This window comes from Leisingera aquaemixtae (assembly GCF_019801145.1).
Lineage (GTDB): Bacteria > Pseudomonadota > Alphaproteobacteria > Rhodobacterales > Rhodobacteraceae > Leisingera > Leisingera aquaemixtae_A.
The window spans coordinates 204,791-226,860 of record NZ_JAHVJQ010000008.1 but is presented as its reverse complement, the minus strand read 5'-3'; the positions used below and the strand labels follow the sequence as shown (position 1 = coordinate 226,860).

Genomic DNA, 22,070 nt, shown 5'->3' with positions numbered 1-22,070 from the left:
CGCCTGCGCCCTGCCGTCGCGGCAGGCGGATTTCCCACCGGAAACATTCTTGCAAAAATGATGTTCCAAATGAGCAAACGCGACGTCGGCGTGCGCTAACGTGACGATTTTGCCCTGTTGCAGGCGCACACCAGCCGGTATCAACGCTGCGAGAGCATAGAGGGGGAGTCGCCCTGGGGCGGCTTGCCGTTTGTTAAGGAGAGAACGCAAAATGAAGGTACTTGTGCCTGTCAAACGCGTGATTGACTACAACGTGAAGGTCCGCGTCAAAGCGGACGGCAGCGGTGTCGATCTCGCCAACGTGAAAATGTCGATGAACCCCTTCGACGAAATCGCTGTCGAAGAAGCCATCCGCCTGAAAGAAGCCGGCAAGGCTGACGAGGTGGTTGCGGTTTCGATCGGCGTGAAGCAGGCCCAGGAAACCCTGCGCACCGCGCTGGCAATGGGCGCGGACCGCGCCATCCTGGTGGTTGCTGCCGACGACGTGCACACCGACATCGAGCCGCTGGCCGTTGCGAAAATCCTGGCCAAAGTGGTCGAGGAAGAGCAGCCCGGCATCGTGCTCTGCGGCAAGCAGGCGATCGACAACGACATGAACGCAACCGGCCAGATGCTGTCGGCGCTGCTGGGCTGGTCCCAGGGCACCTTCGCCTCCGAGCTGGACATCGAAGGCGAAAGCGCCAAGGTGACCCGCGAGGTCGACGGCGGCCTGCAGACCATCTCTGTGAAGATGCCCGCCATCATCACCGTGGACCTGCGCCTGAACGAGCCGCGCTATGCGTCGCTGCCGAACATCATGAAGGCGAAGAAAAAGCCGCTGGACGAGAAAACCGCCGCCGACTACGGCGTCGACGTCACCCCGCGCCTGGAAATCGTCAAGACCGAAGAGCCGCCGGCACGCGCCGCAGGCATCGTGGTCGGTTCGGTGGACGAGCTGGTTGAGAAACTCAAAGAAGCGGGGGCTGTGTAATGGCTGTTCTTCTCCTTGCTGAAGTGACCGACGGCGCGCTGGCGCTGGACGCAACCGCAAAAGCCGTTGCCGCTGCCTCCAAGCTGGGCGACGTGACCGTTCTGGCCGCCGGCGCCTCTGCTGCTGCGGCTGGCGAAGAAGCTGCCAAGATCGCAGGCGTTGCCAAGGTGCTGGTCGCCGAGGACGCATCGCTGGGCCACCGCCTGGCGGAGCCGACCGCGGCGCTGATCGCAGGCCTGGCCTCCGACTATGAGCACATCGTTGCTCCGGCCACCACCGACGCCAAGAACGTTCTGCCGCGCGTTGCTGCGCTGCTGGATGTGATGGTGATCTCGGACGTGTCCGGCGTTGTCGACGGCAACACCTTCGAGCGCCCGATCTATGCCGGCAACGCAATCCAGACCGTGAAGTCCAGCGACGCCAAGAAAGTCGTCTCCTTCCGCACCGCGTCCTTCGACGCGGCCGGCGAAGGCGGCTCGGCATCGGTCGAGACCATCTCGGCTGCTGACAACCCCGGCCTGTCCGAGTGGATCGAAGACAAGGTTGCCGCAAGCGACCGTCCCGAGCTGACCTCGGCCGGCATTGTTGTCTCCGGCGGCCGCGGCGTCGGCTCCGAGGAAGACTTCAAACTGATCGAAAACCTGGCCGACAAGCTGGGCGCCGCTGTTGGCGCGTCCCGCGCGGCTGTCGACTCGGGCTATGCCCCGAACGACTGGCAGGTGGGTCAGACCGGCAAGGTTGTTGCACCGGACCTGTATGTCGCCATCGGCATCTCCGGCGCCATTCAGCACCTGGCCGGCATGAAGGACTCCAAGGTCATCGTGGCGATCAACAAGGACGAAGAAGCACCGATCTTCCAGGTTGCGGACTTTGGCCTGGTTGCCGACCTGTTCGAAGCCGTCCCGGCCCTGACCGAGAAACTGGGCTGAGCCCAGCCGGACTGCTGACCAAAAGGAAGGCCCGCCATCTGGCGGGCCTTTTTCCGTTCGGGCGGTTCGGGCGGTGTTACCTGCGCAGCAGCGGGTCCAGGTCGCAGGCCAGCGCCTCTGCGATTTTCAGGTGTTCCTTGGGGCCGATCATGTGCCGCGCGGCCGGCAGCTCCATTGGGCCGAAGATCATGCCGGAGATATCCTGCGCCGCGGCGGCGGAGGCGGCCTTGATCTCCAGGATGCCCTGCACCTTGGGGCGCAGCGCCTCAGCCATGGCGCGGTCGACCAGCACCGGCTCCTCCGGGAAGCCGGCACCGGCGTCCAGCTCATAGCGCAGCCACAACAGCAGAACGCGGCCGTCCAGCTGGTCGATCAGCGCCGTCATCCGCTCCACCCAGCTGCGCTGCAGCTGGTCGCGCACCTGCTCGAACCGCTGGGCCGAGATGTCGCGCAGGGTGCACAGCAAGTGCTTGTTGAAGTGGAACTCCGTGAAGTCGACCTCAGGATACAGCGTCTTGAGCGCGAGATGGGCCTGCAGGAACCGGTCGTTGCGGCGCGGATGCACCCGGTAATAGGGGTTTGAGATATTCTGCGCCCCGAGCATCTGCACCACGGTCAGCCGGGCCTTGCGGGCAACTTCGATCAGGGTGTCGTCCTGCGCAAAACTGTCCAGGCCCGCATTCACGCTGCCCAGGTTGACGCAGTCCACCCCCAGCCGGGCCTGCAGCGAGTCGACAAACGGAAATTCAACGAATCGCCCGTAGACTTCGGTTCCGCCGAGGAAGGCAACGTAGGGTTCGTCCAGGGGCTTCCGCGGCCCCCGCACCAGCAGTCTGGATTGACCATACCTGCACGGTTCCCCCGCAAGCGCCCCCGCGCTTTTGAGTTCATAGCTCATAGTACCACCAATTTTTCACCCGAGACTCACTCTGGCGGGCAAGCATTGCAATTTCCCTAAAGTGAGAATTTGCCTCAAATCCGGGTCAGCTGCCCTTGTGTCTGCCCTTCCCCGGCCAGTAAGGTTGCCGCAGATATTTCAGGAGCCTGAGGCATGGAAATTCAGAAGGTTGGAGTGATCGGCGCCGGGCAGATGGGCAATGGCATTGCCCATGTCATGGCGCTGGCCGGGTATGATGTTGTGCTGAATGATGTCAGCCAGCAGGCGCTGGACGGGGCGCTGAGCCTGATCCACAAGAACATGGAGCGCCAGGCCGGCAAGGGAAAGATCACCGAAGCGGACATGAAGGAGGCGCTGGCACGCATCCAGCCCTCGCTGAAACTGGCGGACGTGGGCGCAACCGATCTGGTGATCGAGGCGGCGACCGAGCGGGAGACTGTGAAACAGGCGATTTTCGAGGACCTGCAGCCGCACCTGCAGCCGCATACGATCCTGACCTCGAACACCTCCTCGATCTCGATCACCCGGCTGGCCAGCCGCACCGACCGCCCCGAGCGCTTCATGGGGTTCCATTTCATGAACCCGGTGCCGGTGATGCAGCTGGTGGAGCTGATCCGCGGCATCGCCACCGACGAGCCGACCTTCAACGCCTGCCAGGAAGTGGTGGCCCGTCTCGGCAAGACCTCGGCCAGCGCCGAGGATTTCCCGGCCTTCATCGTCAACCGCATCCTGATGCCGATGATCAACGAGGCGGTCTATACGCTCTATGAGGGCGTGGGGTCGGTGAAGTCGATCGACGAATCGATGAAGCTGGGCGCCAACCACCCGATGGGGCCGCTGGAGCTGGCGGATTTCATCGGCCTGGACACCTGCCTGGCGATCATGAACGTGCTGCACGACGGCCTGGCGGACACCAAGTACCGCCCCTGCCCGCTGCTGACCAAATACGTCGAGGCGGGCTGGCTGGGCCGCAAGACCCAGCGCGGCTTCTATGACTACCGCGGCGAGGTGCCGGTTCCGACCCGGTAACTGCCCGGACAGAACAAAGAAGCGCCCCGCGGGGCGCTTTTTCGTTTGCGGCAGCGTGATCAGGCGGGCTCAGCCCTGCTTGCCGAGGCTCAGCGTGTGCTCGCGCAGCCAGGCCATGAAGCCGCGCGGATCGGTGTGCAACTGCTCCATCTGCTCATCCGTCAGCGGCTTGCCGACCACCGGTGCCTGCGGCTTGTTGCAGGAGCGCACGATCTCATGCAGCAGCAGGCCCTGGCGCAGGATCGGCGATACCTGGCAGGCGATCTGGTACCAGCGCGAGTTCGAGCCGGGGAAGTAGATCGGCACCACCCGGGCGCCGGAACGGCGGATCAGCTGGGCGGTGAAGACATTCCATTCGCGCTCAACCGCGGGGCCGAACCAGCTGTCTGACGACATCACCACGCCGGACGGGAACAGCGCCACGGCGCCGCCTTCCTTGAGGAACGCCATGGTCTTGGCCCGCATGTCCACCATCTTGCGCTGCGCTTCGGGGTCATGCGGGAAGGGCACCGGGATCATGAAGGAGGTTGCGGCCTCGTCCAGGCCGGTCAGCACCGAGCGGGTCAGAATCCGGTAGTCCAGGCGGCGGCGGCCGATGAGATCGGCAAAGATCATGCCGTCGACCATCCCGTGCGGGTGGTTGGCGACGATCACCACCGGGCCGTCGGCGGGGATATTGTCGATCTGCTCCTGCGGGGTCTGCAGGTCGATGCCCATGATGTTGAGCGCGCCGCGCCAGAACTTCTGGCCGCGGTAATTTGCGTTCTGCTTCTCGAACCGGTTGACCATGCGCAGAATCGACAGTTTGCCGGTCAGCCATTCGATGGTCTTGATTGCCAGCGACGTCCAGCGGTCGTCGAAAGAATTGGCATAGGTCAGCGTGCGCCGGTCATAGACCTCGCCGGTCTGATCAGCGGTCTCCGGCGCGACGCCGGTATTCCTGTCGTGTGCGGTATCCGCCAATGTGCCTTATCCCGTTCCGCTGCCGGCGCGGCCTAGTAGCCCTCGCCGAACTTGTCGGCCACCAGGGCCTCCAGCGCATGCGCCAGCGCATCAGCATCGGGCCCCGAGGTCTCGACGTCAATAGTCGTTCCTTTCGAGGCTGCCAACATCAAAAGGCCCATAATGCTGTCGCCGGACGCGGACATTCCGTCCTTCAGCACCTCCGCGGTGGCGTCAAACGCTTCGACTACCTCCACCAGCTTGGCGGAGGCGCGGGCGTGCAGCCCCTTTTCATTGATGATTTTCAGCGTCTTCAGAGCCATTTAATGTGCCTGCTCCCCGTCAGGGTTTACGTTCTGGGCGTTGATGTACTTGCGCCCGGCCTCCATGGCCTGCCGCACCGCGTCGGCAACCGGCAGATGGCGGGATTTTGCCAGTTTGATCAGCATGGGCAGGTTGGCGCCATAGAGGATTCGCCGGTCCGCGGGCGCGCAGGCCTTGAGACTGAGGTTGGAGGGCGACCCGCCGAACAGATCGGTCACCACCACAACACCGCCGCCGCTGTCGACCTTGTTGGCTGCCGCGCAAATCTCGTCCTGCTTGGCGGCCCGGTCGTCGTCCGGGCCGATGGCGATGGCCACTAGGCTGGGCTGCGGACCCACGACGTGTTCCACCGCGGCGAGGTACTCCCTAGCCAGTCCGCCATGCGCTACAATCACAATCCCGATCAACCCGGCCTCTCACTTCTTTTGCTGGCCTTGCAGCTCGCGGTGTCTAATTGACACTTGCAGGCCGTCTTCCGCAAGGGCCTTGGCCAGGGTTTCCGCCATTGTGACCGATCTGTGCTGGCCGCCGGTACAGCCGAAGGCGATGGAAAAATGCGACTTTCCTTCCTCGCGGTAGGCCGGCAGCAGCAGACGGGTCAGATCCAGCACCCGGTCGAAGAACGGGGCGAAGCGGTCATCCGCCTTAACGTAGGCCTGCACCGCCGCGTCGGTTCCGTTGCGCTGGCGCAGCTCCGGCTTCCAGTACGGATTGGCCAGGAACCGGCAGTCGAACACCATGTCGATGCCATGCGGCATGCCGCGCTTGTAGGAGAAGCTTTGCACCGACAGCGCCAGGGTGCGCCCGCCGGGGGCGAACCAGCGTTCGATCTCCGCTTTCAGCTGGTGGACGTTCATGTCGGAGGTGTCCAGCAGGATGTCGGCGCGGTCGCGGATCAGCGCCATCAGGTCCAGCTCGCGGCGCACCCCCTCTGCCGGGGATTCGGCGGGCGCCAGCGGGTGGCGGCGGCGGGTCTCGGAGTAGCGGCGCAGCAGCACGTCGGGGTGCGAATCGAGGTAGAGCACGGTCAGCTCCAGCTCGCGGCGGCCGGACAGCATGTCGATCACATCCAACAGCGCGCGCGGCGAGAAATCCCGGTTGCGGCTGTCCAGCCCCAGCGCCATCGGCCGCGGCGCGGCGGCGGCGTCGAACAGGCCTGGCAGCAGCCGCAGCGGCAGGTTGTCGATCGCCTCAAACCCGAGATCCTCGAGCACGTTGATCGCGGTAGTCCGGCCGGCCCCGGAGGGGCCGGTGACCAGAACCGCCGGAACGGCCTTGTTCTTCTGTTCAGGCATCCGGATCCAGTGCTCCGCATCTGAGGAATTGCATCAGGGCGGGGGCGAAATGCGCGCCGTCCACCCGTTTGACCCGGGCGACCTCCTGCCCCAGCAGCCGGGTGGTATGGCGCACCGGCAGGCGTTCGGTCTCGGCCTCGTCCAGATCAGCCAGCAGGGCCACCGGCACTGGGCTCCGGATCTGCGCGTGCAGCAAGCCCATGAAGCGGGCCTCGACCAGGCCGCGGATCGGTTCCGGGGCGCTGGCAACCACCTGCCCGTCCATCTGCCGCAGCAGCACCCGGTCGTCCGCCACCAGCTGGGCGCCATAGGCCATCAGCTGCAGCGCCAGGGCCGACTTGCCCTGGCCGGAGGTGCCGGTGATCAAAAGCCCCCGCCCCTCCAGCGCGACGCAGGAGGCATGCAGAATGAGGCTTTGTGTTTCAGGCATGGGCTAAACCGGCTTCAGACAGGCAAGCCTACCACAAAACGCGCGCCAAGCGGCTCAGAAGTGACGTCAGCCTCGGTGGGACGGATGTTTTCGGCCCAGATCACGCCGCCATGCGCCTCGACGATCTGCTTGGAGATCGCCAGGCCGAGGCCCGAGTTATTGCCGAAATGCTCCACCGGGCGCTGCGAGTAGAAGCGTTTGAAGATCTTCGACAGCGCCTGGTCCGGGATGCCGGGGCCGGTGTCCTCGACCACCACCAGAACCCGGTTGGCGCGGCGGCGCGCCCAGACGCGGATGGCGTCGCCTTCCTCGCAGAAGGAAATGGCGTTGGTGATCAGGTTGACAAAGACCTGCGCCAGCCGCGCCTCCAGCCCCTGCAGCAGGATCGGCTGGGCGGGCAGATCGGTGATGTAGTCGATCCCCTTGGCGCGGGCGTCTTCGCCCAGGTACTGGTTCAGGTTGCCCAGCATCGCCAGCAGGTCGAAATCCTCTTCCTCCTCCTTCACCAGCTCGGCGTCGAGCCGCGAGGCGTTGGAGATGTCGCTGACCAGCCGGTCGAGGCGGCGCACGTCGTGCTCGATCACATCCATCAGCTTTTCGCGCTGATCGTCGCGGCGGACCATGCGCAGGGTGCCGACCGCAGATTGCAGGCTTGCCAGCGGGTTCTTGATCTCATGCGCGACGTCGGCCGCAAACTGCTCGTTGCTGTCGATCCGGGAATACAGCGCCTTGACCATGCCGCGCAGGGCGCGGCTGAGGCGGCCGATTTCGTCGGGGCGGGCCGACAGGTCCGGGATCCGGATCCGGCCCGGGTTGGATTTGCGGCTGCCGCGCTCGCGGCCGAGCTCAGCCGCCTCTGCCAGATCGGCGAGCGGGTTGGCAATGGTGGAGGCCAGCACCAGGCTGAGGCCGACAGATACCAGCAGGGCCACCACGAACATCTGCAGCACCCGCTCCTGCTCGCCGCGCACCAGCGCGTCCACCTCGCCGGTGGGCGAGGTCAGGGCAATCACCCCGACGGCGGTGCCGTTGTGCATAATCGGGGTGGCCGCGGAAATCACCCGGCTGCCGCCGGTGTCTACCACGGTTTCAACCCCGGTGCCGCCGTTCATCGCCCGGTCGACCAGCCCGCTGAGGCGGGTCTCCAGCGACAGGCCGCCGGCGGCAGGGCCGGCGTCCGGCGCGCCGCCGTCGGCAATCCCCCACAGGCGCGACAGCGCATCGCTGATCAGCGTCGGGCGCTTGCCGCTGTCATTGAGCACGTTCAGGGCATCGCTGCGGTCCACGCCCTTGATGCTGGAAATCAGGTTGCCGGTGGTGTCGAACACAAAGGCCTCGACCCCGCCGCGCAGGCTGAGGCCGGCCAGCGTGTCCTCCACCTGGATGCCGTCGCCGGCGGCAAAGCTGACGGCCCCCGCGGCCGGCATCTCCGCCTCGAACACATCTGCGGCCAGCATCGCCTCCGACACCAGCGCGCCGGCGCGCTGCTGCACCAGGCTTTGCCGCGACGAGTTCAGGTAGAGGATGCCCGCGACCAGGATGATCAGCGCAATCAGGTTGAAGGTGATGATCTTGCGGGTCAGCGGCGAGCCCTTGAGCGACAACAGCCCCCGGCGGGCGCGCTTGACCTGCATTTCCCGCGTGACCGACTGATCGGGGGTGACCCAGTCCTCCCCCAGAACCACATCGCCGTCCTGCTGGCGTTGCATAACACTGGTATCGCGCATCCGCGCCGCTCCCCTGGCCGGGGGCACTGGGCCCCGCTTAGATGTGCCGCTTATTCTTCATTATAACGGTAACCGATACCATAAAGGGTTTCGATCGCCGCAAAATCCGAATCCGCGCTGCGCATCTTCTTGCGCAGGCGCTTGATATGGCTGTCGATGGTGCGGTCGTCCACATAGACCTGGTCATCATAGGCCACGTCCATCAGCTGGTCGCGGCTTTTGACAAAGCCGGGCCGCTGGGCGAGCGCCTGCAGCAGCAGGAACTCGGTCACCGTCAGCGACACGTCCTTGCCCTTCCAGCTGACCGCGTGGCGCAGCGGGTCCATCCGCAGGTTGCCGCGCTCCATCACCTTGGCCTCGGGCGAGGCGCTGCCGGCGGCATCGCTGCTGATCGCCTCCTGGCGGCGCAAGAGCGCCCGGATCCGTTCCACCAGCAGCCGCTGCGAAAAAGGTTTCTTGACGTAATCGTCCGCGCCCATGCGCAGGCCCAGCACCTCGTCGATCTCATCGTCCTTGGAGGTGAGGAAGATCACCGGCATCTGGGTTTTCTGGCGCAGCCGCTGCAACAGGTCCATGCCGTCCATGCGCGGCATCTTGATGTCCAGCACGGCCATATCCGGAAGCTTCTTGTTGAATGCATCCAGCGCGGCCTGGCCGTCGTTATACGTTTCGACCTCGAAGCCCTCGGCCTCAAGCGTCATGGAAACCGATGTCAGGATATTCCTGTCATCGTCAACCAAAGCAATCTTCGACATCGGAATTGCCCCTAATCTGCTCTGTTCTGTTTGTTTTTACCACTTTCATCGCCGTTATAGTGCGCCGAATCAATCCCATTTGAAGAATCGGGGCAATCTTTGGGCCCGATTAGGGCAAAAATACCTTAGCGCCAGCTGAACAGAGCCAAACATTCAGGCAGCTGCCTGCGGCGAAATCAATGGTTGCGCTAAACATTGGCTTGGTGGCGCTAACTAGATGAAACCGGCCTGTTCACCGCCTAAAACGCCATGTTAAGACCTTCGCACCGGCAGCGATGCCGTTTCTATTGCCCCATTGGCGCAGCCGCGCAGCCTGCGTGCCGCCCGCGCCGCCACAGGAGAAAAAACGCATGACATCTGGACGGGTTAACCCGCAATTCCGCCTCGAAGATCAGGGCATCGAGGGTCTGGGCAATGTCTATTACAACTTCATGGAGCCGGCGCTGATCGAAGCCGCGCTGCAGCGCGGCGAAGGCACGCTGGGCAATGGCGGCGCCTTCCTGGTCACCACCGGCAAATTCACCGGCCGCTCGCCCAAGGACAAGCATGTCGTCAAGACCGACAGCGTGCGCGACACCATCTGGTGGGACAACAACGCGGCGATGAGCGCCGAGGGCTTTGACGCGCTCTATGCCGACATGCTGGAGCACATGAAGGGCAAGGACTACTACGTCCAGGACTTGGTGGGCGGTGCCGACCCGGCGCATGCGATCAACGTCCGCATGGTGACCGAGCTGGCCTGGCACAACCTGTTCATCCGCACCATGCTGCGCCGTCCGGACCGCGAAGACCTGGATGATTTCATCGCCGATTTCACCGTCATCAACTGCCCCAGCTTCCAGGCCGACCCCAAGCGGCACGACTGCCGCAGCGAGACGGTCATCGCGATGAACTTCGACAAGAAGATGATCCTGATCGGCGGCACCGAATACGCGGGCGAAAACAAGAAATCGGTGTTCACCCTGCTGAACTACCTGCTGCCTGAAAAAGGCATCATGCCGATGCACTGCTCCGCCAACCACGCCAAGGGCAACCCGGTCGATACCGCCGTGTTCTTCGGCCTCTCCGGAACCGGCAAGACCACCCTGTCGGCCGACCCGGACCGGGTGCTGATCGGCGATGACGAGCACGGCTGGGCCAATAACGGCACCTTCAATTTCGAGGGCGGCTGCTATGCCAAGACCATCAACCTGAACCCCGAGGCAGAGCCGGAAATCTACGCCACCACCTCCAAGTTCGGCACCGTGATCGAGAACATGGTGTTCGACCCGGAGACCAAGGAACTGGATTTCAACGACGACAGCCTGACCGCCAACATGCGCTGCGCCTACCCGCTGCATTACATCTCCAATGCATCGTCCAGCGCCCGCGGCGGCCACCCGAAGAACATCATCATGCTGACCTGCGATGCCTTCGGCGTGCTGCCTCCGATCGCGCGGCTGACCCCGGCGCAGGCGATGTACCACTTCCTGTCCGGCTTCACCTCCAAGGTGGCCGGCACCGAGCGCGGCGTGACCGAGCCGGAGCCGACCTTCTCCACCTGCTTCGGCGCGCCCTTCATGCCGCGCCGCCCGGAGGTCTACGGCAACCTGCTGCGCGAGAAGATCGCCCAGCACGGCGCCACCTGCTGGCTGGTGAACACCGGCTGGACCGGCGGCGCCTATGGCACCGGCAGCCGGATGCCGATCAAGGCAACCCGCGCTCTGCTGACTGCTGCACTGGACGGCTCGCTGGCGGACGCGGAATTCCGCAAGGACGCGAACTTCGGCTTTGACGTGCCGGTCAACGTGCCGGGCGTGCCGGAACTGCTGCTGGATCCGCGCCGCACCTGGGACGACAAGGACGCCTACGACACCCAGGCGGCCAAGCTGGTGCAGATGTTCTCCGACAACTTCGAGCAGTACCTGCCGTTCATCGACGAGGACGTGAAGGCCGCAGCCATCGGCTGACGCTTCGCAAATTCCTCTGAGTAAAGAAAACCCCGGCCTTTTCGCCGGGGTTTTTCATTTCAGGAAATAAAATTTCACGGAAACCATTTCTTAACCCTTTCCTCCGCAAATTTTCCGCAAGCACAGCTTTGCGGCTGTTTCTTTCAGATTTGCGCCGCACCCAGGGAGGGGCCAGAATGGACAAAGAGGCTTTGACAGTTTTCAACAGCATTTTCAGCTCCGGCAGCGCCTTTGTGTACCGCTGCGCCAATGACGAGAATTTCACGATGCAGTTCATGGCCGGGCAGGTCGAGAAGCTGTGCGGCTGCCCGAAATCAGACATTATTGGAAATTCGAAGGTGTCATACGTCGGCTTGACCCATGCCGACGACATTGACCGCGTTTTTGCCGACGTGGACGCTGCCATAGAAGCCGGGGAGAACTGGGACGTTGCCTACCGGCTGCACCGGGCCGACGGCTCAGCCGCCTGGGTCCGCGAGCGCGGCAACGCAGTCTACGACGACAGCGGAGAGATGGTTTTCCTCGAAGGGCTGGTGGTGGATGCCTCGGCCGAAGTCAGCCTGCGCAAGCAGCTGGAAGTCACCCTGCAGAAGACCGAAGCGGACAATGCCGAAATCCTGAAATTGGCAGAGAACATCCTGCGGTCGGTACAGAAACTGTCCATTCTGGCCATCAACGCGGGAATCGAGGCTGCCCGGGCCGGGAAAGCCGGCCAGGGTTTTGCCTTTCTGGCGCGTGAGATCAAGGCGCTGGCGGACGAGAACAACACCTGGGCAAACCGGATCACCGACCAGATGGCGGGCCGCGACAGCGCGGCCCGGGAAAAGATCATGCGCGCCAGGGAAGCCGATCAGGCCTGAAGGGACCCGGAAACCATGTCCCGGACCTTGACCGCGTAGCGGTCGGTCATGCCGGAGACGAAATCCGCCAGCGAATGCATGGCGGTATATGGGTCCTCTACCCCGCGCAGGTCCAGGTCCACGGCGCGGATCAGCTGTGCCCAGTGGGGATGCTCCTTGCCGAGCCTGGCCGGATCCCAGCCGCAGGCGGCAAGGTCAGTGTACAGCCCGTGGAAGTGGCCGAGGATGCGGTGCAGGACCTGGCGGCCCGCGACCTCAAGCTCTGTCTTGCGGCGGGCGGCAAAGATCCGCTCCACCGACAGGCGCTGCAGCTCGGCAAAGGCGTCCGCCTTGGCGGATGCGCCGATCAGGTCACCGTCGAATTCGCCGCTCATGATGGCGTCGTAATTGTCCAGGAAGGCCTGCACGGCGGCGCTGGTGGCGGCGCCGATGGCCAGTGCACGCAACAAGGCGACACGCTCGCCCAGCGGCATTGCGGCGTCTTCCTCGCGGTTGCGCTTGCCGGTGATGTCTTCCAGCACCGCGGCCACGTCTGCGCGGTCCAGGTCGCCCACCGCGCCTGCGTCCTCGATATCCATGATACGGTAGCAGATGTCGTCCGCGGCCTCGACCAGGAAGGCGAGCGGGTGGCGGCGGTACCAGCCGGCGCCTTCGCGGATCATGCCGGTGGCGGTGCAGATTTCATCCAGCAGCGCGGTGTCGGAGGCAAAGACGCCGAATTTCTTGAGGCCCGCGTAGGGCGCCGGGCCATGGCCGCAAACGGCATCGCGCACCTGGCGGGTGCAGGGGTATTTCAGGAAGGCGCCCAGCGTCGCGTAGCTGAGCCGCATGCCGCCCTCGCGCCGGGCCATTTCCAGCCGCCCGGCGATGCGCAGGCCCTGGGCGTTGCCCTCAAAATGGGCAAACTCGGCCTGCTCGGCTGCCGGCACCTGAGAGGCCAAGCCCTTGTCTGCGCGGAACTGCATCGCGAACCAGCCGCCGATGCTGTCCTCGCCGGAATGGCCGAAGGGCGGGTTGCCGATGTCATGCAGCAGGCAGGCGGCCTGAACGTGGCCCGCTATGCGCAGCACCTGATCGGGGGTGATGCGGTCTGCTGCCAGCAGCGCCTGGCCGACACCGGAACCCAGTGAGCGGCCGACGCTGCAGGTCTCCATGCTGTGAATCATCCGGTGGTGAACATGGTCGTGGCTGTAAAGCGGGTGCACCTGGGTTTTCTGCGCCAGCCGGCGGAACGGCTCGGAGAACAGGATGCGGTCATAGTCCTGCAGATAGGCCTCGCGCCCCGGGGCTTCGGGATACTCCGGGCGGCACAGCCGCCCCGGGTTCAGCAGCCTGTTCCACTCCATTGCCATGTGCCTGCTCCTTTGCCTGTTTGAGAGCGCTTAAACGGGAGGCGGCAAGGAAATGCAAACGCTTCAGCGCGGCGCGATCCCGGCGGGCTCCAGCTTGTGCTCCGGCTCCACGTGAATCACCACCTGCATGCCCGGGATGGCAGCGCGCAGGGCGGCCTCTAGGCGGTCGCAGATGTCATGGGCGGCGCGCACCGTCATGGCACCGTCGACCACCATGTGGAACTCGACAAACAACGCGCGGCCGGCGCGGCGGGTTTTCAGCCCGTGCACCTGCATCGCGCCATTGGCGGTGCGGTGGATGATCTCCTCGATCCGGGCGCGCTCGCCTTCGGGGGCGGCGGTGTCCATCAGGCCGTTCACGGATGCGGCGATTACCAGCCAGCCTTCGCGCAGGATGTTGACGCCGACCAGCAGCGCCAGCAGCGGATCGAGCACCGCCCAGCCGGTGGCAAGCGCCAGCCCCAGCCCCGCCAGCACCCCGGCGGAGGTCCAGACGTCGCTCATCAGGTGGCGGCCGCCGGCTGACAGGGCCGGGGATTTCAGCCGCCCGCCCGCGCGCAGCAGCACCCGCGCCCAGGCCAGGTTCACCAGCATCGCCAGCGCGTTCACCCCCATGCCCGCCGCGCCCCAGTCGGCGTCACTTGCGCGGGTCAGCGCGCTGATGGCCTCATGCAGGATCACCAGCGCGGCAATCACGATCAGGATGCCCTCGATCACCGCCGAGAAGTATTCGGCCTTGTGGTGGCCGTAGGGGTGGCCTGCATCGGGAGGCCGCTGGGCATAGCGCACCGCGAACCAGGCCATCACCGCGCCGCCGATGTTCACCAGCGATTCCAGCGCGTCCGACAAGAGCGCCACGGAGCCGGTCATCATCCAGGCAGCAACCTTCAGCGCCATGACCGAAAGCGCGATCAGGATGGAACCGGTTGCCAGCTGTTCTGCGCTGAGCCGTTGATGCATGGCGCCCCTGCCCTTCCCGCTACATCAGCAAGCCGCGGCGCAGCAGGTTCAGACCGGCGATCAACAGCACCACCAGCGTCACCCGCCGGAACAGCGCCTGGTCGATCCGGTCGTGCATCTGCCCGCCGATCCACATGCCCGCCACGGCCGGAACAATCAGCGCCAGCGAGAAAGGCGCGGTTTCCGCCCGCATCACGCCCGACCCGATGTGGGCCACCAGCAGCGCCACCGCGCCGAGACCGTAGATCACCCCCTGAACCCGGATCTGCTCTGTCTTTTCAGTATTCAGGGCCGTAAGGTATGCAACCGTCGGCGGTCCCCAGACGCCGGAAACACCGCCAATCAGACCCGCGATACCGCCCACCACGGCCTCGCTGCGGCGGGAGGGGTTGGAAATGGAGAATGTCATTCCCATCAGTTGGATACAGGCAAAGACCGTGACCGGCAGGCCAATCACCAGGAGCAGCGCCTGCTGCGGCAGCAGCCGCACCGTCTGGGCGCTCAGCAGCAGGCAGACAAGGCCGATCAGCAGAAACACCCGGAACTTGCGGATCGAGGCCACCGCCGCGCCCGGCCCCTGCCGCAGCGCCTGCATCCCGTTGGTGATCAAGGTGGGCAGGATCAGCCCTGCCAGCGCCAGATCCGGTGCCAGAAACATGCTGAGACCCGAGATCAGGATCATCGGCATGGCAAAGCCAACCAGCCCCTTGACCGTGCCGGCCAGCAGCGCAATGCCAAAACCCGCTGCCAGCTCTGCCGGGGAAAGAAGCGAAAACAATGCAGTCATGCCTCCGCTCTATCACATCTTCCGCGTGCTGCACCGGCAAAATCAGCACGCAAGATTTGATCCAAATGACGCACCAGTGAGTATTTTTGTTGCGCTGCACCTGCAAAATGATTTACCACCGGGCGACCGAAGAAGGATCTGATTCATGGCCCACGACGGACAGGACTTGCATATGAAACCGACTCTCATTCCCGACCTGCTGGCGCTGACCGCCGCATCGCTGGAACCGCTGGACCAGCTGTTTGAGGCCGCGCGCGCCTCGGTCCGGGACATGGTGAGCGAGGAGGGCCGGGTATCCGGCCGCCTGATCGAGGAAAACCAGGTGGCGGCGCACGGGCTGTCGTGGCTTGCCACCTACGTCTACTGCCTGCGGCAGATGCAGAAATGGGCAGAGAAGCTGCAGGCCGAGGGCAAATTCGGCGAGATGGAGCAGCTGATCCACCAGATCGGTTTCGGCGAGTACCTGCTGCAGGTGAGCGGCGGCATCCAGATGAACCAGGGCGAGATCATCCGCCTGCAGGATCTGGGCGTCGGCCAGGAGTCCCTCAGCGGCCTGAATGTGCCTGCGGTGGAAACGCTCTGCGCCCAAGGCAACAGCCAGGCCGCCCGCACCCGGCTGGTGGAGCTGATGGAGGAACAGGCCGGTTCCACCATGTTCGGCAACTCCGGCCTGGAGGAAGAGCTGGAGATGATCCGCGACCAGTTCCGCCGCTATGCGGTGGAGAAGGTCGAGCCGAATGCCCACGAGTGGCACCTGAAGGATGAGCTGATCCCGATGGAAGTGATCGAGGAACTGGCCGAGATGGGCGTCTTCGGCCTGACCATCCCGGAGGAATACGGCGGGTTCGGCCTGTCGAAGGCCTCGATGGTGGTGGTTTCCGAGGAGCTGTCGCGCGGCTATATCGGTGTTGGCTCGCTGGGCACCCGCTCTGAAATCGCGGCGGAGCTGATCCTGTGCGGCGGCACCGACGAGCAGAAGGCCAACTGGCTGCCGAAACTGGCCAGCGCCGAGATCCTGCCGACCGCCGTCTTCACAGAGCCGAACACCGGCTCCGACCTCGGCTCCCTGCGCACCCGCGCGGTGAAGGACGAGAACGGTGATTACAAGATCACCGGCAACAAGACCTGGATCACCCACGCCGCCCGCACCCATGTGATGACGCTGCTGGCACGCACCGATCCGAACACCACCGACCACCGCGGATTGTCGATGTTCCTGGCGGAAAAGACCCCGGGCACCGACGAGGCGCCCTTCCCCACCCCGGGCATGACCGGCGGCGAGATCGAGGTGCTGGGCTACCGCGGCATGAAGGAATACGAGCTCGGCTTCGACAATTTCCACGTGAAGCAGGAAAACCTGCTGGGCGGCGAGGAGAACAAGGGCTTCAAGCAGCTGATGGAGACCTTTGAATCGGCCCGCATCCAGACCGCGGCCCGTGCCATCGGCGTGGCGCAGTCGGCGCTGGATATTGCCATGCAATACGCGCAGGAGCGCAAGCAGTTCGGCAAGTCGCTGATCAACTTCCCGCGGGTATCCGGCAAGCTGGCGATGATGGCGGTGGAGATCATGATCGCCCGGCAGCTGACCTATTTCTCGGCCTGGGAAAAGGACCACGGCCACCGCTGCGACCTGGAGGCCGGCATGGCCAAGCTCCTGGGCGCGCGGGTTGCCTGGGCGGCCGCCGACAACGGGCTGCAGATCCACGGCGGCAACGGTTTTGCGATGGAATACAAGATCTCCCGCGTGCTGTGCGACGCCCGCATCCTCAACATTTTCGAGGGCGCTGCCGAGATCCAGGCGCAGGTCATTGCCCGCCGCCTGCTGGGCTGAGCGCCGCCAGTTACTACCGCAGGGGAGCAATCCCCTTCTTGCCCGGCGTTCGCGCCGGGCTTTTTTGCGCTGTCCGGAACTGCGCGGCATGCGTCCGGCCTGCAACCGCAGCGCAAAATAAATCTGTTTCCGTTTCGGGCTGTTCGCACCCAGGGGAAACCTGTTTAACAAGGGGGCATGACACTCTTGCGCCGCCTCCTTCTGCCGTTTCTGCTTCTGCTGTCCGCCTGCGGCGGTGCGGTGCCGCCGGACCAGTCCCCCCGCATTCTGGCGATGGGGGATTCCCTTCTGGCCTGGCACAGCCTGGCGGGCAAATCCATCTCGGACACGGTGTCGCGGGAATTGCAGGAACCAGTGGTGGACCGTTCGGTTTCAGCCGCGCGGATCCTTTACAAGCTGCCCATATCGGGGGCCGCCGGGATGAACATCGGCAAGCAGTACACCCCCGGGGAATGGGACTGGGTAATCGTGAACGGCGGCGGCAACGACCTGTGGCTCGGCTGCGGCTGCTTTGCCTGCGACCGCAAGATGGACAAGCTGATCTCGGCTGACGGGCGCGACGGGGCCATTCCCGCGATGCTGTCGGAGCTGCGCGCAACCGGCGCCAGGGTGATCTATGTCGGCTACCTGCGCAGCCCCGGGGTGGGGTCGATGATCGAGCACTGCCGCGACGAGGGCAACGAGCTGGAAGCCCGCATTGGCAGGATGGCGGAACAGGATGAGGGCATCTACTTCCTGTCGAACAAGGACATGGTGCCCTATGGCGACCGTTCCTATCACGCGCTGGACATGATCCACCCGTCGGTCAAGGCCAGCAGTGAGATCGGCCGCAAGGTCGCTGAAATCATTCGCGCGAACTGAGGCCGTTTGGCCACTTTCCCGGCTGCGGTCTTGTGTTACCTGCTGCTGCCTTTCAGACTGCGCCTATCCATGGTTGCTGGAGGCCCTGATGCGGCGAACCGCCTTGATCTGTTCCATGCTGCTGGCCAGTGCCTGCACCGGCGACGAAACCTTGTCGGCCTATGGCGCCGCGGGCAAGACGTGGCAGCTGCACAGCATTGACGGCGCCCCGTTTGCCGCCGCCGCCACCCTGTCCTTCCCTGAACCCGGCAAGGTTGCCGGCCGCGCACCCTGCAACAGCTTTCACGGCAGCCAGACCGCGCCCTATCCCTGGTTCGAGACCGGGCCGCTGGCCGTGACCCGCGCAGCCTGCCCGCAGCTGGCAGAGGAGGCGGCTTTTCTTAAGGCGCTGGAGGAAATGACGCTGGCGGAAGTGTCCGGCGATGTGCTGATCCTCAGCAATGAGGCAGGGCGCGAGATGCTGTTCAAAGCCGGCGGCTGAGCAGATCCAGCAGCCGCCGGCGCGCCTCCGGCGGCGGGTGGTTGCCCAGCGACGGTGCCAGATGCGCCTCCAGGAAATAGCCAGTGGTGCGCAGGGCCAGCACGATTTCGGCATCTTCTGCATCGCCCTGGCCCAGCGTCACCGGCGGCAGCGGCAGCAGCCGGTCCGCCCAGCCGCCGGCGCCTTCACGTGAAACAGCCCGCCCCGTTTTCGGCGAGACATAGGCCAGCCCGAAGCGGCTGCCGGTCACGGCGCAGGCCGACAAGTCCAGTCCAAAGCCCATCTCCTCCAAGAGCGCCATCTCCCAGCGCAGGTAGGCGAGCGGCCAGAGCGCCTCATTTCCCAGAAGATCCAGCAGCCGTTCGCTGCGGGTATAAAGATCCGGATGCGGCTCGCGCTCCGGCAAGCAGAAGGACAGAAGCGCGGTGACCGTGTTGAGTCCTGCCAGCGCCAGCCGCCCGGACAGCGCCGCCGCCGCCCGGCTGCGCAGCGGTTCGGCGTGGTAGCTGCCGAGGTGATCCTCCAGCCGCGCCCGCCAGGTCACGTCCAGCTGCGCACCGGGCTGCAGGATGGGCGCCATTTTGCGGCTGGCGCCGCCGCGGACCATGCCCGCGTGACGCCCGTGTTCCTCAGTGAAAACGTCGATGATGGCCGAGCTTTCGCCGTGGCGGCGCACCGAAAGCAATATGCCGTGATCACGCCACTCCAACACCGGGCCTCCCTGTCCTGCGGTCCGCCCCACCAGAGCGCATTGCCGGGCGGGCTGCAAGCGGCAGGATCATTCCAGACCGGGTTCGTCCAGCAGGTGGCGGCCCTGCCGGTCCTCGACCTCAATCACCCAGAGGTCGGGGTCGAATTGGCGCTGGCGGCGGATGGAGTCGTCGACCTCCGCCTCGCCCCCGGCGGCCAGCTCATCCCATTTGCGGTTGCCGCTCATCAGGTCATAGGTGCGGTGAAAGGCGCGGGCCTGGCCGTCCAGCGTGTTGAGCTTGACCAGCACCGCGCCGGCGGTGTCGTCGCCATGAGAGGTGATGAAGGCCGGGATGTCCTGAAACCGCAGGCGGGCCAGGTAGGCGTCAACCCAGAACCGGGCGGTGAGGCGGGTCATGCCGCACCTTCGCCAGCGCCCGCGCGCAAGGCGAGTGCGGGAGCCTCCGGCGGGAGTATTTTTGCAAAGGTGAAATACATGGGCGGCGTCAATTGCCGTCCTTGAAGTCGAGGCCCATTTCGGAATAGCGCTCGGCCTCTTCCAGCCAGTTCGGGCGCACCTTCACCTGCAGGAACAGATGCACCTTGCGGCCCAGGAATTCCTCCAGCTCGGCACGGGCGGCCTGAGAGACGGACTTGATGGTCTCGCCGCGCTTGCCCAGCACGATGCCCTTATGCCCGTCGCGGACCACATAGATGATCTGGTCGACCCGGGCCGAGCCGTCCTTGCGCTCTTCCCATTTCTCGGTCTCGACGGTCAGCTGGTAGGGCAGCTCCTGGTGCAGGCGGAGGGTCAGCTTCTCGCGGGTCATTTCCGCCGCGATCATCCGCATCGGCAGGTCGGCGATCTGGTCCTCGGGGTAGAGCCAGGGGCTTTCCGGCAGCTTGCCCGCCAGCCACTGGCGCAGGTCGTCGACGCCATGGCCGCGCTCTGCCGAGATCATGAAGGTTTCGGCAAATGTGTAGCGGCTGTTCAGATCCTGGGCGAGACCCAGCAATTTTTCGGCCGGCACCTTGTCGATCTTGTTGATTGCCAAGGCCACGGTGCGGCCCTCGCCGATTTCAGCAAGGCCTTCGAGGATGGTTTCAACGCCTTCGGTAATGCCGCGGTGGGCCTCCACCATCAGCACCACAACGTCAGCGTCCGCGGCACCGCCCCAGGCGGCGGCCACCATCGCGCGGTCCAGGCGGCGGCGGGGCTTGAACAGGCCGGGGGTGTCAACGAACACCAGCTGCGCGTCGCCCTCCATCGCCACGCCGCGGATGCGGGCACGGGTGGTCTGCACCTTGTGGGTCACGATCGAGACCTTGGCCCCGACCATGCGGTTCAGAAGGGTGGATTTGCCCGCGTTGGGCTCTCCGATCAGGGCAACGAATCCGGCGCGTGTGGTCATCAATACACATCCTGTTTGCAGAGCCGATCCCCTACAGGATTTTACCCACAGGGGCCAGAGGCGTTTTGAAACCGGGTTTCAGGCACAATCTCACAGGCTTGCCCTATGTCAAAGACCTGTGGCAGATCCCGTGTGAAAACCGCAGCGCCAAGCCAATCTGACAGCCAGGCCTTTCTTCGAGAGCACACAAGGGGGCCTGCCTGATGAACCGCCGGGACTTTCTGCTTGGGACTGCTGCATCTGCCGGGGCGCTTGGCGCGGGGGGATGGAGCCTCGCGGGCACGCCAGCAGCGCAGCATCTGACCATCCAGCCTGCCAGCTTTACTTTCCGTGAGACGCCGACCCAGGGGCTGGTGAGCCTGTCGCCAGATGCGCCGCCGCCGGTTCTGTATGGCACCCAGGGCAAGCCCATGCGGCTGCGGGTGGCCAATGGCACCGAAGATTACACCGCGATGCATTGGCACGGGCTGCGGATTGCCAACGCGATGGACGGGGTGCCGTACCTGACCCAGATGCCCATCGCGGGCGGCGAGGTGTTCGAGTATGAATTCACCCCGCCGGATGCCGGCACCTATTGGTATCACCCGCACTGCATGACCATGGCGCAGATGGCGCATGGGCTGACCGGGGTGATGGTGATCCGGGAAGCGGAAGATCCCGGGTTCGACGCCGATCAGGTAATCAATCTGCGGGATTTCTGGCTGGATGAGGACGGCGCCTTCCTGCCCTATTACACCGCGCGCGGGGCCGCACGCGGCGGGACACATGGCAATGTGCTGACCGCGAACTGGCTGCAAGCGCCGGTCTATGATCATCCGGCCGGCGGTTTGGTGCGGCTCAGGGTGGTGAACTCCGACACCACCCGGATCTACAAACTGCACCTCAGCACCGATCAGGCGCGGATCATTGCCTGGGACGGGCATCCGGTAGCGATTGAGCTGCCCCTGCCCTCGGCCAAGGCGCCGTTGCTGGTTGGCCCCGGACAGCGGGTGGATTTTGCAGTGCGGATGCCCGCAGACGAGGGGCAGTCGGCGGAGCTACTGGCAGAGCTTCCAGGCCAGCCCACGCGCACCATGGCGCGGCTGAGGTCCGTTGGCGCGGACCTGGTGCGGGATTTGCGGGAGCTGAAGCCGCTGCCTGCCAACCCGGTTTCCAGGCCGGACCTGACGCAGGCTGAGATGCATGACTTCGTCTTTGGCTGGACGCCGGAGGGCGGGCCGCCGAATGACGGCTACTGCGGCTCGATGGGCTACAGCTTCTGGTCGATCAACCGCACCCCCTGGGCCGGCGATGCGGCCAAGGGCACCGAGCCGCTGGCGGTGCTGGACCGCGGCAAAAGCTATGTGCTGCGGCTCAGGAACGAATCGCCGAACCTGCACCCGATCCATCTGCACGGGCTGGCATTTGTGCCGATCCGCTCCAACCTGCGGACACTGCCGCCGCTGGTGACCGACACAATGCTGCTGCTGAAGGACGAGGTGGCCGAGATTGCCTTGGTCGCGGACAATCCCGGCGACTGGGCGTTCCATTGCCATGTGATCGAGCACCAGAAAACCGGGCTTGCGGGCTATATCCGCGTGGTCTGAGA

General features: G+C 64.8%; 23 protein-coding genes. 9 read left to right on the top strand and 14 right to left on the bottom strand.

Annotation, left to right across the window (positions count from 1 at the left end):
* Nucleotides 1-211 precede the first annotated feature (211 nt).
* Both KUW17_RS17890 and KUW17_RS17885 read left to right on the top strand, forming a co-directional pair.
* On the top strand, nt 212-970 hold the full coding sequence (locus tag KUW17_RS17890; protein WP_222481614.1) for an electron transfer flavoprotein subunit beta/FixA family protein: 759 nt from the start codon (nt 212-214) through the stop codon (nt 968-970).
* Nucleotides 970-1,899 carry an electron transfer flavoprotein subunit alpha/FixB family protein gene (locus KUW17_RS17885; RefSeq protein WP_222481611.1) on the top strand — a complete coding sequence of 310 codons (930 nt, stop codon included), beginning with the start codon at nt 970-972 and terminating at the stop codon, nt 1,897-1,899. The genes KUW17_RS17890 and KUW17_RS17885 overlap by 1 nt, the downstream gene beginning before the upstream one ends.
* 76 nt (nt 1,900-1,975) lie before the next feature.
* On the opposite strand, the gene KUW17_RS17880 is transcribed toward KUW17_RS17885, so the two are convergent.
* Nucleotides 1,976-2,797 carry a DUF6473 family protein gene (locus tag KUW17_RS17880; RefSeq protein WP_222481610.1) on the bottom strand — a complete coding sequence of 274 codons (822 nt, stop codon included), beginning with the start codon at nt 2,795-2,797 and terminating at the stop codon, nt 1,976-1,978.
* A 153-nt stretch (nt 2,798-2,950) separates the two neighbouring features.
* Here KUW17_RS17880 and KUW17_RS17875 point away from each other — a divergent pair, with 153 nt between their 5' ends.
* Entirely contained in the window at nt 2,951-3,826 is an 876-nt protein-coding gene (locus KUW17_RS17875; RefSeq protein WP_222481608.1) for a 3-hydroxybutyryl-CoA dehydrogenase, read from the top strand.
* A gap of 69 nt (nt 3,827-3,895) precedes the next feature.
* On the opposite strand, the gene KUW17_RS17870 is transcribed toward KUW17_RS17875, so the two are convergent.
* The 7 genes from KUW17_RS17870 to KUW17_RS17840 are packed head-to-tail and all read right to left on the bottom strand — an operon-like array spanning nt 3,896 to nt 9,299.
* On the bottom strand, nt 3,896-4,789 hold the full coding sequence (locus KUW17_RS17870; protein WP_222481606.1) for a lysophospholipid acyltransferase family protein: 894 nt from the start codon (nt 4,787-4,789) through the stop codon (nt 3,896-3,898).
* Nucleotides 4,790-4,821: 32 nt separating this feature from the next.
* Nucleotides 4,822-5,091, bottom strand: coding sequence for an HPr family phosphocarrier protein (locus KUW17_RS17865; RefSeq protein ID WP_019296580.1), 270 nt, complete (start codon nt 5,089-5,091; stop codon nt 4,822-4,824).
* A complete protein-coding gene (locus KUW17_RS17860; RefSeq protein WP_222481604.1) occupies nt 5,092-5,499 on the bottom strand; it encodes a PTS sugar transporter subunit IIA in 408 nt (135 codons plus the stop codon).
* A gap of 9 nt (nt 5,500-5,508) precedes the next feature.
* Nucleotides 5,509-6,387 carry an RNase adapter RapZ gene (gene rapZ / locus KUW17_RS17855; protein WP_222481601.1) on the bottom strand — a complete coding sequence of 293 codons (879 nt, stop codon included), beginning with the start codon at nt 6,385-6,387 and terminating at the stop codon, nt 5,509-5,511.
* Nucleotides 6,380-6,817: an HPr kinase/phosphorylase gene (locus tag KUW17_RS17850; protein WP_222481600.1), complete on the bottom strand. Its 438-nt coding sequence runs from the start codon at nt 6,815-6,817 to the stop codon at nt 6,380-6,382. The genes rapZ and KUW17_RS17850 overlap by 8 nt, the downstream gene beginning before the upstream one ends.
* Before the next feature lie 14 nt (nt 6,818-6,831).
* The gene (locus tag KUW17_RS17845) at nt 6,832-8,544 is read right to left on the bottom strand and encodes a sensor histidine kinase (protein ID WP_222481598.1); all 1,713 of its coding nucleotides are present in this window, start codon (nt 8,542-8,544) and stop codon (nt 6,832-6,834) included.
* 50 nt (nt 8,545-8,594) lie between these two features.
* The gene (locus KUW17_RS17840) at nt 8,595-9,299 is read right to left on the bottom strand and encodes a response regulator transcription factor (RefSeq protein WP_222481596.1); all 705 of its coding nucleotides are present in this window, start codon (nt 9,297-9,299) and stop codon (nt 8,595-8,597) included.
* Between the two features lie 350 nt (nt 9,300-9,649).
* Here KUW17_RS17840 and KUW17_RS17835 point away from each other — a divergent pair, with 350 nt between their 5' ends.
* Together KUW17_RS17835 and KUW17_RS17830 are read left to right on the top strand one after the other, a co-directional pair.
* Complete coding sequence (locus KUW17_RS17835; protein ID WP_222481594.1) at nt 9,650-11,248, top strand: phosphoenolpyruvate carboxykinase; 1,599 nt, start codon at nt 9,650-9,652, stop codon at nt 11,246-11,248.
* A gap of 176 nt (nt 11,249-11,424) precedes the next feature.
* Entirely contained in the window at nt 11,425-12,108 is a 684-nt protein-coding gene (locus KUW17_RS17830; protein ID WP_222481592.1) for a PAS domain-containing protein, read from the top strand.
* Here the strand turns inward: KUW17_RS17830 and dgt are convergent.
* From dgt to KUW17_RS17815, 3 genes are all read right to left on the bottom strand, one after another.
* Nucleotides 12,099-13,460 (bottom strand): dGTP triphosphohydrolase, encoded by a 1,362-nt coding sequence (gene dgt, locus KUW17_RS17825; RefSeq protein ID WP_222481590.1) that lies wholly within the window; start codon nt 13,458-13,460, stop codon nt 12,099-12,101. The genes KUW17_RS17830 and dgt overlap by 10 nt on opposite strands.
* A gap of 63 nt (nt 13,461-13,523) precedes the next feature.
* Nucleotides 13,524-14,420, bottom strand: coding sequence for a cation diffusion facilitator family transporter (locus tag KUW17_RS17820; RefSeq protein WP_222481588.1), 897 nt, complete (start codon nt 14,418-14,420; stop codon nt 13,524-13,526).
* Nucleotides 14,421-14,439: 19 nt separating this feature from the next.
* Nucleotides 14,440-15,207 (bottom strand): sulfite exporter TauE/SafE family protein, encoded by a 768-nt coding sequence (locus KUW17_RS17815; protein WP_222481586.1) that lies wholly within the window; start codon nt 15,205-15,207, stop codon nt 14,440-14,442.
* A gap of 145 nt (nt 15,208-15,352) precedes the next feature.
* Here KUW17_RS17815 and KUW17_RS17810 point away from each other — a divergent pair, with 145 nt between their 5' ends.
* From KUW17_RS17810 to KUW17_RS17800, 3 genes are all read left to right on the top strand, one after another.
* Nucleotides 15,353-17,038, top strand: a complete 1,686-nt coding sequence (locus tag KUW17_RS17810; protein WP_222481584.1) for an acyl-CoA dehydrogenase family protein — start codon at nt 15,353-15,355, stop codon at nt 17,036-17,038.
* Between the two features lie 177 nt (nt 17,039-17,215).
* Nucleotides 17,216-17,899 carry an SGNH/GDSL hydrolase family protein gene (locus KUW17_RS17805; protein ID WP_222481582.1) on the top strand — a complete coding sequence of 228 codons (684 nt, stop codon included), beginning with the start codon at nt 17,216-17,218 and terminating at the stop codon, nt 17,897-17,899.
* A gap of 88 nt (nt 17,900-17,987) precedes the next feature.
* Nucleotides 17,988-18,380 carry an META domain-containing protein gene (locus KUW17_RS17800; protein ID WP_222481580.1) on the top strand — a complete coding sequence of 131 codons (393 nt, stop codon included), beginning with the start codon at nt 17,988-17,990 and terminating at the stop codon, nt 18,378-18,380.
* On the opposite strand, the gene recO is transcribed toward KUW17_RS17800, so the two are convergent.
* From recO to era, 3 genes are all read right to left on the bottom strand, one after another.
* Nucleotides 18,364-19,089, bottom strand: coding sequence for a DNA repair protein RecO (gene recO, locus KUW17_RS17795; protein ID WP_222481578.1), 726 nt, complete (start codon nt 19,087-19,089; stop codon nt 18,364-18,366). The two genes, KUW17_RS17800 and recO, sit on opposite strands and share 17 nt — an antisense overlap.
* A 69-nt stretch (nt 19,090-19,158) precedes the next feature.
* A complete protein-coding gene (locus KUW17_RS17790; protein ID WP_222481576.1) occupies nt 19,159-19,488 on the bottom strand; it encodes a DUF1491 family protein in 330 nt (109 codons plus the stop codon).
* 88 nt (nt 19,489-19,576) lie between these two features.
* A complete protein-coding gene (gene era, locus KUW17_RS17785; RefSeq protein WP_222481574.1) occupies nt 19,577-20,482 on the bottom strand; it encodes a GTPase Era in 906 nt (301 codons plus the stop codon).
* A gap of 203 nt (nt 20,483-20,685) precedes the next feature.
* Between era and KUW17_RS17780 the strand changes: the two genes are divergently transcribed.
* Nucleotides 20,686-22,068: a multicopper oxidase family protein gene (locus KUW17_RS17780; RefSeq protein ID WP_222481572.1), complete on the top strand. Its 1,383-nt coding sequence runs from the start codon at nt 20,686-20,688 to the stop codon at nt 22,066-22,068.
* Nucleotides 22,069-22,070 lie beyond the last annotated feature (2 nt).